This window comes from Pseudoduganella sp. S-14 (assembly GCF_049913285.1).
GTDB lineage: Bacteria > Pseudomonadota > Gammaproteobacteria > Burkholderiales > Burkholderiaceae_D > Rugamonas.
The window spans coordinates 2,955,980-2,968,113 of sequence record NZ_CP183991.1 but is presented as its reverse complement, the minus strand read 5'-3'; the positions used below and the strand labels follow the sequence as shown (position 1 = coordinate 2,968,113).

At 62.3% G+C, this 12,134-nt stretch carries 6 protein-coding genes; 1 reads left to right on the top strand and 5 read right to left on the bottom strand.

The window, feature by feature from the left end; translation table 11 throughout:
• Window positions 1-8 precede the first annotated feature (8 nt).
• From ACN9MZ_RS13635 to ACN9MZ_RS13625, 3 genes are all read right to left on the bottom strand, one after another.
• Window positions 9-2,594 (bottom strand): TonB-dependent receptor, encoded by a 2,586-nt coding sequence (locus ACN9MZ_RS13635; protein WP_426342630.1) that lies wholly within the window; start codon window positions 2,592-2,594, stop codon window positions 9-11.
• A gap of 42 nt (window positions 2,595-2,636) precedes the next feature.
• A complete protein-coding gene (locus tag ACN9MZ_RS13630) occupies window positions 2,637-4,304 on the bottom strand; it encodes a sodium:solute symporter family transporter (RefSeq protein WP_426342629.1) in 1,668 nt (555 codons plus the stop codon).
• Between the two features lie 138 nt (window positions 4,305-4,442).
• Window positions 4,443-7,193 (bottom strand): glycosyl hydrolase 115 family protein, encoded by a 2,751-nt coding sequence (locus tag ACN9MZ_RS13625; RefSeq protein ID WP_426342628.1) that lies wholly within the window; start codon window positions 7,191-7,193, stop codon window positions 4,443-4,445.
• 105 nt (window positions 7,194-7,298) lie between these two features.
• Here ACN9MZ_RS13625 and ACN9MZ_RS13620 point away from each other — a divergent pair, with 105 nt between their 5' ends.
• Window positions 7,299-8,951, top strand: a complete 1,653-nt coding sequence (locus ACN9MZ_RS13620; RefSeq protein WP_426342627.1) for a DUF5597 domain-containing protein — start codon at window positions 7,299-7,301, stop codon at window positions 8,949-8,951.
• Here the strand turns inward: ACN9MZ_RS13620 and ACN9MZ_RS13615 are convergent, their stop codons facing one another.
• On the bottom strand, window positions 8,952-10,445 hold the full coding sequence (locus ACN9MZ_RS13615; RefSeq protein ID WP_426342626.1) for a tryptophan halogenase family protein: 1,494 nt from the start codon (window positions 10,443-10,445) through the stop codon (window positions 8,952-8,954).
• Window positions 10,435-12,078: a DUF5597 domain-containing protein gene (locus tag ACN9MZ_RS13610; protein ID WP_426342625.1), complete on the bottom strand. Its 1,644-nt coding sequence runs from the start codon at window positions 12,076-12,078 to the stop codon at window positions 10,435-10,437. The genes ACN9MZ_RS13615 and ACN9MZ_RS13610 overlap by 11 nt, the downstream gene beginning before the upstream one ends.
• Between the last annotated feature and the right edge of the window lie 56 nt (window positions 12,079-12,134).

The following is a 12,134-nucleotide window of genomic DNA, read 5'->3' as shown; positions in this document are numbered from 1 at the left end:
TGCCTCAATCAGAACTTGTAGCTCAGGCCCAGGTTGTAACGGCGGCCATATTCCATCACGTTCTGCATGTATGGATTGTTGGACTGGGTCTCCACCACTTTCTGGTTGGTGATGTTGTCCAGGCCAAGGCGCAGCTGCAACTGCGGGGTCAGCCACTTCGAGAAGTTGGCTGAGACGTAGGTTTCTGCTGGATTTTCGATCATGTAGCCGGCGGTCCAGCGCGGCATGCGCACGAAGGCGCTATGGTAGTTAGCCGATACACGCGCCTCATAGCCCGCCTTCTCGTACCACAGGGTCAGGCCGCCATTGCGCTTCATCAGGCCCACCATCGGGTAGTCGTTGGTGTATTCCTTGATGTCGCTGTCGTTGTACGAGAAGTTTGCAGCCACGCCCAGACCATCGAACGGCGCGGGCAGGCTGGTGAAGGCATGCTGCGCCACCAGTTCCAGGCCCCGCACATTGCCGCCCTCGCCGTTCACGGAACGGGTCAGGGTCGCGGCGCGGCCGTTGACGGTGGTATGGTCGGTGGTGATGCCGATGTAGTCCGACACCTTCTTGTAGAACACGCCGGCCGACACCAGCGAACCTTTGTCGAAGTAATACTGCCACGACAGGTCGACCTGGTTGGACATCATTGGCAGCAGGCCCGGGTTGCCCGCGCTGCCGGTAATCGGCTGTTGCGACCCCGGATTGGTGTCGATCGCCAACTGGCGCGAAGCGCGCATTTCATCCATCGGCGCCCGCGACATGGCGCGTGCCACGCTGAAGCGGACCTGCTGCTTCTGCGCCTGGTCGAGGTTGAAAATCAGGTTCATGCTGGGCAGCACACGGGTGTACGATGCGCCGCCTTCAGCCGGGGTAGGCGCGGCGCCGTTGATCGATTCCATGCCAGTGCCGGTCTGCCTGGTGTGCACCACGCGCACCCCGGCATTGCCGCGGAAGGTCTTGCCGAACAATTCGCCTTCCAGGTCGGCCTGGGCGTAGACGCTGCTGTTCTTTTCCTTGACCTTCCAGCCGGCCAGCAGGTCGCTCGCCGTCGGGGTGCGGCCATCCGGGCTGAATGCGTCGCCACCCCACAGGCTGGTGGCGGAGCCCATGAAGTCTTTCAGCACGATGAATGGCGCGAAGCCTGAAACATTGACTGTTTCGTAGGCCGATGCCGGAATGGCGCTGTTGGACGCCAGGTTCCAGGTGGTCTGGTGGTATTTCTTTTCGCGGTCGGCGAAGCGCGCGCCGAACTTGATGCGGCTGACCATGCCCGCATCGAGCGGACGCCATGCGCTCAGTTGCGCGGAGTTCAGGCGGTCGTCGACGTGGCCGTCGGTGTCCACGTACAGGGTCGGGTTGCCGAAGGCGGCAGGATTGCCCGAATCGTGGCTGAAGCTGAAGTCCTGGGTTTCGTCGCCGGTGAAGGACCACTTGATGGTGCCGTTGTTCAGGGCGAACTGGCGCACGTCGCGCCATGCGCTGTCGCGGCCGGCCGAGGATGTCGCGATATCGGCGTCCACTTTCCATTCGCCGACATTGAACTTGCCATTCAGGCCCGCGGCCAGGTTGTCCATGTCCTGCGTCCACAGCGTGCTGTTGGTGGTCAAGCCCACGTTGTTGACGGTGGCGCCGACGACGTAGCCGTTACGGATGTCGAGGTTCGAGTAGTTGGCGCTCTGCCAGCGATCCCAGTTGCCAAGGTCGCCGGTCCAGTGCGACATGGCCGGTTCGCGGATCTTGTTCTTGGCGTAGTAGACGTCGGCGGTGATCATCGCATCCGGACTGGCCTTCCACTCCACCTTGCCCAGTACGCTGCCGCGCTCATTGGTGCCGCGCTTGAGTTCAGTCTCGAAACCCCAAGGCGTCTTGTCTACCTTGCCGTCGCCATTGATGTCGGCGGAATGGTCTTCGTTGAAGCCCCAGTGGTTCTTGCGCTTCTCCACCGAAGGCTGCTTCTGGTAGCTGAAGGCCAGCGCCACGCCAACGTTCTTGTCCGCGTACTGGTCAACGTAGATGCCGCCCAGGCGCGGGCGAACCGATTTGGTGTCGAGCTCGCGTGCTTCCGAGTAGTACAGCGCGTCGGCCTTCAGCGAAGCCTGGCGGCCGCTGTATTTGAGCGGCGAAACGGTCTGCAGGTCGATGCTGGAGGCGACGCCGCCTTCCACCAGGTCTGCATTCTGGGTCTTGTAGACGATGGCGCCGGACAGCGATTCGGACGGGAACTGCTCAAAGCGCACCGCGCGGTTCGGCTCGGACGAAGCCAGTTCGCGGCCGTTCAGGGTAGCGCCGATGAAGCGCTCGCCCATGCCGCGCGCCACGATCTGGCTGGCGTTGCCGCGGTCCAGGCCTGCGGCCAGGCCTGGCAGGCGCGCCAGCGACTCGGCGATGGTGGTGTCCGGCAGCTTGCCGATGTCTTCGGAAGCGACGACTTCCACCATGCTGTTGGAGTTTTCCTTGACGCTCAGGGCGCTACGCACCGAGGCGCGGATACCGGAAACGGTGACCTTCTGGATCGATGGTTCTTCCGCCTGCTGCGCAAAGGCGGCTGGAATGGCAGGGATCAGGAACAGCGACTTCACCAGCAGGCTGATTTTCTTTTGCTTCATGATTCTTTTGTTTTCTCCGTAGTTTTTTTGTGATTTGTTGTATTACCAGAGCGCCCCGTAGATCACGGCCAGCAGCACGCACACCACGGCCGAACCGATGGCAAAGCCCCGGTCTACACGGAACAACTGACGGTCGACCACCATGGCTTTGGCTTCGCCATCACGCCTTCCCATAAGGCTGATCAGCACCATGCCGGCCACCACTGCCCAGAACACCAGGAACATGCGGTCGATGAACGGGATTTCGAAGACGCCGCTGCCGTTGTCGGCGGCAAAGCCGATCGGCGCGAGGAAGGACAGGTCCATCATCGTTGGCAGGAACTTGAGGATGATGGAGAACGCCAGCCCGCCCACGGTGGCGAACATGGCGGCTGCGTTGGTCGCATTCTTCCAGAAGAAACCAAGCAGGAACATGGCCAGGATGCCCGGCGAGACAAAGCCGGTGTATTCCTGGATGTACTGGAAACCGCCTTTCTTGTCGATGCCCAGCATTGGTGCGATCAGCACCGCAATTGCCATCGACGCCACCACGGTAAGGCGGCCGACCCACACCATGCGCTCTTCGCTCGCTGCGGGTACAAATTTCTTACGATAGATATCCAGCGTGAAAATGGTGGCGATGCTGTTCGCCTTGCCGGCCAGCGAGGCCACCACCGCGGCGGTCAGGGCCGCAAACGCAACGCCGCGCAAGCCATCCGGCAGCAATGCCAGCAGCGTGGGGTAGGCGCGGTCCGGATTCAGCTCGCCGCCCTGGCGCAGCGCACCGCCCAGCGCGCCCGCCTGGTCCAGCGCGTAGGCCGCTATGCCGGGCAGCACCACGATCACGGGCATCAGCAATTTCAGGAATGCCGCAAACAGCAGGCCTTTGCGTGCGGTCGGCAGGTCCGCGCCCAGCGCCCGCTGCGTGATGTACTGGTTGCAGCCCCAGTAATTCAGGTTGGCGATCCAGATGCCGCCCAGCAGGATGCTCAGTCCCGGCAAGTCCATATAGCTTGGATGGTCGCGCGTCAGCACCATGTCGAAGTGGCCGCGGGCACGCGAGAACAGTTCGGCCGTGCCGTGCAGCGCGCCTTTGCCGCCGCCCAGTCCGGCCACCAGGTCCAGTGCGATCCAGGTCGTCACCAGGCCGCCGATCACCAGGCACACCACCTGGATCACGTCGGTGTAGCCGATCACCTTCATGCCGCCCAGCGTGATGATCGTCGCAAACACGGCCAGGAACAGCATGCAGGCGCCTACGCTCAGGCCGGAGATGCTGCTGATGGCGATGGCGCCAAGGTAGAGGATGGACGTCAGGTTGACCACGATGTACAGGCCAAGCCAGAACAGCGCCATGGTCGTCGCCACGCCCTTGCCATAGCGCTGTTCGAGGAACTGCGGCATGGTGTAGATGTGGTTTTTAAGGTACACCGGCATGAAGAACACGGCCACGATGACCAGCGTTGCCGCCGCCATCAGCTCATACACCGCAATCGCCATGCCGATCTTGAAGCCCGAACCGCTCATGCCGATGAACTGTTCGGCCGAGATGTTGGAGGCGATCAGCGAGGCGCCGATGGCCCACCAGGTCAGGGACCCTTCGGCCAGGAAGTAGTCGCGCGAAGCCGAACCGGAGCTGCTGTTCTTGCGGCGATAGACCCAGATGCCGTATGCGGCAACGACCGCAAAATAGATCAGGAATACAACCGAATCGAGGGATGTGATTTTCATGGCTAGCGTCTCTGTTTGCAAATGCGTTGACAACATTTGCTTATCATTAAGACGCTTAGCTTAACGAATTGGCTATTCCTTAGTTATGCGGAATACGCATTGAGCTATGACTTTCTGGAATAGCTCGCAAGGCCCTGATCATTCCGGCCTGCCGTAAAACTGGGGAGCGCCATCGAAGGCGAGTTCCAGCCGATCCAGGACGAAGCCGGGATCGATGGCGCGTACCCGCAATACGTGCCGGCCCGCAGCGACGTTTGCCTGCGACAGGGTGCGCAGCGCCGTATTCGATAGCACGTTCGCCTTCCATTCATCGCTGCGGCCATGGGTGGTGAAATCGAGTTCCGTGAACGGTTCGTTGTCGAAGCTGACGGCGATGCGAAGCTTGTCGCTGGACGTCAGGGGATGCACCGGCACGGCCACCACTTTCAACTGGGCCCGGCCTTGCGACATGGTCGCAAATTCATAAGCCAGCGTGCTGCGATCGCCTCCCGCCAGGGACGAACGCATGCTGGCGCCAAAGCTCCCCAGGCCAGGCACCAGGGTCCAGCCGGCCGCTGGCGCCGCCTGCACCGCCGGAATGGTCACGATCCTTTCGCTCTCCAGCGGCAGCCCTGGCGCAGGATCGGCTTGTACCTGCAGCCGGAGCGGGAGCGGTTTCCCTCCGCAACGCAGCACAATGGAAGGCGCTGCAGCACGGCCGTCGTAGCGGATTTTAACGCGCTGTTCAAAGCCATTGCCGGCGTCCAGCCGGCCGCTTGCTGGCGAGACTGTGAGCGATGCGCCATTCCCGGCTGCCTGCCAGTCCAGTTCCTGCCCGCTGCTGCCGACCAGCGTGACCGTGCGTACTGCCGGCCGCCCCGAATTGAAATTGAGCTGCGCGCCGTCGCCCGAAAACGGGAACGGATATGCGATGCTGCAGCCGATCCGCTGCGGAGCATCCGCGTAGGTTGGAAAGTCCGGCGCACTGAATACCGGCAGGCGGCGCGGTGCTGCGTCCATCATTCCCTGCCATTTGCCGTTGCCCAGCGCGTTGTAATGCGCGGTGTCGGCCACGATTGCAGCCTGCGCCGACCGGGCACGCGCTGCCTGATAGTTCGCGTCAGGCCGGCCTTCGCCGGCATGCTGCGCAGCCAGCTCCAGCCTCAGTACCCGCGCATTCAGGTTGGCACTGGAACGCACGGGGTACTGCACCAACTGAAAAAACGCATCGGCCAGCGAGGGCGGGATGCGCCGCGCAACGGCATCGGCGCGCCTGGCTAAAGCCTCGTAACGCGCCAGTCGCCTTTCCGCCTCGCCACCACCCGAACGAAGATAGTCCGTTGCCCTCACCGGTGTGGTGGGTTCGGTCTGGCTGAAGCCCATGAACTCCGGCCTGCGCTCCCATGCCAGGTCATAGTAGCCGGACATGATGTCCGCAAGTTCGTCCGCCTCGCCCGCGCCAAACTGCGCGCGCATCCAGCCGGCGAGGTGCTCGCGTGCAGGGCGTTCCAGCGTATTGCCGTCAAAAGCCAGGTCAAGGAAGTATTGCGTGAGGTATTCTGCGGGCTTGATGTCGCCGACGTTGACGATCCAGACCTTGCGCGCGCCAGTCGCCGTCGCGCGCTGCAACTGGTCGCGGACCAGGGCAGGATGTGTCGTTCCGAGCCACAGGTAATCGTGCGGGCGGCCCCAATAGGAGATGTGATAGTAGATGCCCGCCCCGCCCGGCCGCCGTGCTTCCTGCGGCGTGCTCAATTGGTGCAGGTAGCCGTAATTATCATCCGGCCAGATAAGGGTGATATCTTCCGGCACCTGCAACCCTGCCTTGTAAATATCCAGCACTTCCTTGTACAGCGTCAGCGCCTGCGGCGCCTTCGCCGCGGACTTGGCAAGCAGCTCGCGCTGGACCGCTATGGCCTCGCTCAGTCCACGCCGCGCTTCATCCACGTTATGCGCGCCTTCCATGGCGGAATCGTGCACGCCGCGGATGCCCACCGAATACATGTTCTCAAAGTCCTTCACTTCTTTCAGGCGCTCTTCCCAGTAACGAACCAGCGACGGGCGGTTGCTGAAGAAATTGAAGGCGCCGCGCTGCTGATGGTCCCACTCGCGCACGTTATTGCGCATCATGGGCTCCGCATGGGAGGTGCCGACCACGATGGCGTAATCGCGCCCTGTCTCCGCATTGCCCGCCACCTGGTAGAACGGCCTGGTGGACTCGTGCATCGCCGGCCAGATGATGTTGGCCTTCAGGCGCCACATCAATTCGAAGATGCGCGCATAAGTGGAAGGACCGATATCCCGGGCCGGGTCATGCCTTGCGGCCCACGGCTGCAGTCCCCAGTCCTCATCGTTCAGGAAAATGCCGCGATATCGCACGTGCGGCGAGGACGAATGGACTCGGGCCGCCGACACTTCCAGTCGCTCGCGCCGTGCCGGCCGAACGTCCGCCCACCACTCCCAGGCAGAGACGCCCAGTTCCCGCGTCAGGTCGATCACGCCCCACACCGTACCGCGCAGATCGGCGCCGGCGATCAGCAGTACTTGCGTTCCGGGGCGACGGCGCGAATCGAAAGCAATGCGTTCATAGCTTTCCCATTCCAGGCGAGGCAGCTCAATGCCCTCTTCCACAAGCACCTTCCGCACCAGCGGCGAATCGTGGCGGCCGATCACTACGCATACCCGCGTACACGCTTCGACGCCGGTGCCCTGCGCAGCGTCGCTGCCCGCCAGCGACGCCAGGTCCCTTGCCAGCAGGTCGCCGGCGAGCTTCATCGCGGCTTGGTCCTCATGCACGATGGCGGGCAGGCGCCCATCGGGATTCAGCGAGATCGCCCCTTCTGCTGCGGCCTTGCTCGAACCTGTGGCGGCGGCAAAAACAATCAACAACGTGAGCAATTGCTTGGTCATATAGCGATTCGGGATAGCTGAAGCGACAATTGGCATACAGGAGGCGAAACCGATTCGCTAGCATATGGTGCCGCTAACAATCTTGCAAACAAAAGTGGAGACTGAATGAAGAAGACTACCCGCCGCGCGCTCGCGGCACTTTGCATTGCCGCTTGGGCGGGCGCCGCTGCGGCCGCCGCACCGATTCCCGAACTGGTGAAGAAAGACGGCCGGCACGCCTTGATGGTCGATGGAGCGCCCTACCTCCTGCTTGGCGTCCAGGCGCACAACTCCAGCAACTACCCGGACGCGCTCAAGCAAGTGTGGGCCGCCGTCAGGGACGTACACGCCAATACGCTGGAAATCCCGGTCGCATGGGAGCAGGTCGAGCCCGAGGAAGGCAAGTTCGATTTCAGCTACGTCGACACGCTGCTGAAGCAAGCGCGCGAAAACAAGGTGCGCGTGGTGCTGCTGTGGTTCGCGACCTGGAAGAACACCAATCCGAACTACGCACCCGAGTGGGTCAAGTTCAACAATCAGCGTTTCCCGCGCATGGTCGGCAAGGACGGCAAATCCATCTATTGCATGTCGCCCTTTGGGGAGGAAACACTGAAGGCCGACAAGAAGGCTTTCACCGCCCTGATGAAACACCTGAAAGCCGTCGACCAGGAACAGCGCACCGTGATCATGGTGCAGGTACAAAACGAAGTCGGCACCATCGGCGCGGTACGCGACTTCGGCGCCAAAGCCGAAGCTGCCTTCCACCAGGCAGTGCCGTCTGCGGTGCTGGCCCACAAGAAGTCGCCGGTGCCTGGCGCCGCCAGCGGCACCTGGACTGAGGTCTACGGCCCCTATGCCGAGGAATATTTCCACGCCTGGGCCATCGCCAGCTATATCGAGGAAGTCGCGAAGGCCGGCCGCGCGGTCTACAACCTGCCGATGTACGTCAACAGCGCACTGCGCGACCCGCTCGCGCTGATGGCGCCATGGCAGAACAATTTCATCTCCGGCGGTCCTGCGTTCGACGTGATCGACATCTACAAGGCTGCGGCGCCGCATATCGATCTCGCTGCGCCGGATATCTACATGTCGGAATCGAACAAGTTCAGCGCCAACCTCGAACTTTTCCAGCGCCCCGACAATGCCCTGCTGGTGCCGGAGATGGGTAACGCAAAACCCTTTGCGCGCTATGTCTACCAGGTGCTTGGCCGCGGCGCGCTGGGTATCGCGCCGTTTGGCGTCGACTACTTCGACTACACCAATTTCCCGCTTGGATCGAAGGACACCGACAAGTCGATGGCAGAACCTTTCGGCAAGGTCTATGCAGCGTTCCGCCCGATGGAGCGCCAGTGGGCGAAATGGGCATTTGAGGGCCGCACCTACGGCGTTGCCGAAGGAGACGACCGCAAGCCCCAGACCGTCAATATGAAAAACTGGAAGGCCACGGTATCGTTCCGCGAATGGCAACTCGGCGATCGCTCGTGGAAACCGGACATGAAGGATTACCCGGCCGGTACCGAAACGCCAAGCGGCGGCGTTTCCATCGCCCAGATCGGCGACGACGAATTCATCATCGTCGGCCAGCACGCGCGCGTGAAGATCGAAGGCATTGGCAGCAACGAAGGCAAGCCGTCGCTGTGGGCCCGCGTCGAAGAAGGCCGTTTCGACGCCAACGGCAAATGGATCATGGAGCGCAACTGGAACGGCGACCAGACCGACTATGGGTTGAACCTGACGGACCGCGTCACAATCCTCAAGGCCAGGCTGGGCACTTACTGACTACTGGGTCTCGAAGAACCGGGCGTGTTCGGGCATTGCGCCGACGGCGCGCCCGATGGTCTCGCGCACCCGGGAGAAATGCTCCTGTAGCCGCCCCAGGTCCATCAGGTCGATCAGGGGATCGACCCTTTTGGGCACGACGCCGAGACCCATCAGGATTGAGACGTGCGACGGCACAGAGAAGCCCTCCGGGTCATAGATAACGACGCGGCCCGTCTCGCGGAACAGTTCGATCTGGTGCTGCAGCATGTCGGGGATCGGCATGCCGGCACAATAGCGCCAGAATTCGGAGTCTTTGCGGTCCGTGACCTTGTAATGCAGGATGATGAAGTCGCGCACGAACTCGTAGCGCTGCGATACCAGCCGGTTGAACTCATTGGCCAGCGCCGGACTGAAGTCGCGGTCGGGGAAGTACTGCAGCAGCCAGCCGACCGAATTCTCGATGATATTGATGCTGGTCGATTCAAGCGGTTCAAGGAAGCCGCTCGACAAACCGATCGCCACGCAGTTCTTGATCCATGACTTGCGGCGGCGGCCGGTGGTAAAGCGAAGCTGGCGCGGCGTATCCAGCGCGCGGCCGTCCAGCCCATCCAGCAGCACCCGGCCAGCTTCCTCGTCGCTGGTGAAGCTGCTGCAGTACACATGGCCGTTGCCGGTGCGGTGCTGCAGCGGAATGCGCCAGGTCCAGCCGGCGCTGCGCGCGGTCGACAAGGTGTACGGCACCAGCGGCTCGGTCCTCTCGCACGGCACGGCTTGCGCGCTGTTACACGGCAGCATGGCGCTCCAGTCGTCGTAGCCCGCCTTGTAGACGCCTTCGATCAGCAGGCCGCGGAATCCCGAGCAGTCGATGAACAGCTCACCCTCCAGCCGACGTCCATCCTTCAGCTTCACCGCCGTGATGAAACCCGATTCGGGATGCTGCTCGACTTCGGTGACCATGCCTTCGACGCGCTGCACGCCGCGCTGCATCGCGTAGTCGCGCAGGTAGGCCGCATACAGGCTGGCATCGAAATGGAAAGCGTACGAGAAGGCATTGGTGACTGCAGGCTGGTCGCCGTATGGCAGCATGAAGCGGTTGCTGCGCGCCATGGCAGTCGACGTCGACCACTCCTCGTAGGAAGGCATGTCCTTGTTTTCGCGCGCCAGCCGCAGCCAGTATTGCAGCGGCGAGCGATTTTCGATTGCCGGGCCGAAGTCGCCGAATCCGTGGAAGAAACGGTTGCCGACATGGCCCCAGTCCTTGAACTCGATGCCAAGCTTGAAAGTGGCCTGGGTCTTCCTGACGAAATCTGCATTGTCCAGGCCGAGCGCCTGGTTGAAGTAGCGGATCGTCGGCAGCGTCGCCTCCCCGACGCCGACCGTGCCGATCTCCGGCGACTCCACCAGCACGATCTCGCACAACTTGCCGAGCTTGAGCGCCAGCGGGGCGGCCGTCATCCAGCCGGCGGTACCGCCGCCGACGATGACAATCTTGCAGATAGCGTTATTGGACATAGGTTCCCATCCTGATCTTCATGACAGTCGGGCGGGCCGTCAGATTGATGCCCCAGTCGGTCTGGTCGCCGTTCCAGTTGCGCTCCATGACCCATTTTCCGCCAGCGTCGAAGTGACCTTCTTCCACGCGTGCGTACATCGACGGCTTGCCCGCGCTGTGCTCGAAGTTGAGGCGGATGTTCTGGCCGATCACGATAAATTCATCGTCGCCCACCTGGGCCAAAGCAGCTCCGCCATTGGGCGATTCGGTGCCGGGCGGCAGGTCATCCTTGTTCGCGTGGCCGAACTGCCATTCGCGGAACTTCGCAGTGATCTTCCAGTCGCCGGCCAGGATCGATTGCGGCTTGCGGTCGTCTCCTTCCGCGATGCCGAAAGTGCGTCCATCGAGCGACCATTGCGCCCAATGGTGTGCCATGGGGCGGAACGCGGCATAGATCTTGCCGAACGGTTCCGCCATCGCCTTGTCCTTCAGTTTCGAGCCCAGGGGATAGTTGCTGTAGTCCGCGTAATCAATGCCGAACGGTGCAACGCCGATCGCGCCGCGTCCCAGGATCTGGTACACGTAGCGCGCATAGCCCGCCGCATTGCCCATCTCCGGCACGAACAGCGCATTGTCCTGGCGCTGGAAACGCTCCAGCGTGGCGCCTACCTTGTCCGACTCGGGCGAGTAGATGTCCGGCGCTGCGATATCGATATGCGGGGCCGCTGCCTTGTAGATATCGATCACGTCATAGGTCGGGCCGCCACTGGCGAAATTGGACTTCCATGGCGCCATCGGTTCCAGCGGGTCGCGCAAGGCATTGTTGACATACATCGGCAGGTCGTACACCGCGCGCCCTGACCTGGCAACTGTCTCGATGTAGCTGGCAACCGCATAAGCGTGGAAGTACTCGTCCGCATATGGGCCGTAGACCTCCTGCCACGTCCCGTTGGCCGCACCGGGCGCCGGCGGCTTCTTGCGCGCCAGGACCGCTGCAGGCACCTGCTGGCGGAACGCGGCTTCGGCGCTGGGACTGAAATCGCGCACCGTGCCGTAGGTTCCCACTTCGTTCTCAACCTGCACCATGATCACCGTGCGCTGGACGGAGTCAATCTTCTTCAGGTGTGCCATCAACGCCGTAAAGGCCCTGGTGTCGGCTTTCAGGGTCTGTTCGCCGAACGGGGACAGGCAGTAGATGCCCTTGCCGTCCTTGCCAATCATGCGCGGAAAGCGCTGGTTATCGAATTTCACCCACTCCGGCGTGTATTGCGGGCCGGTGTTCTTCCAGGTCCCGAACCACAGCAGCACAAGGCGCACCTTGTTCTGGCGCGCCTGGGCCACAAGCGCGTCGACGAAACTGAAATCGAACTTTCCTTCAACCGGTTCCAGCTGCTCCCAGGCGACCGGGATCTCCAGCGTATTGGCATTGACGTCCCTGACCGCGGCCCAGACCTGGCCCAGCGCAGCAGGATAATTGCTGGAGTTGTGCGCCTGCACACCGAGCACGGTGAACGGCTTGCCGTCGACCACCAGCGCATAGCGCCCGTCCTTGTGCTGCAGCAGGGGAATCGGCGCAGGGCCGGCAATAGCGTGCGCAGCCAACAGGGCCGACAAGCAAAACGCCGCCACGCGGCGGCCAGGGAAATTCTTCATGCGGTTGTCCATGGGGTCAAACGGCAGCACGCCGCGCGGGGCGTGCTGCCTGTACT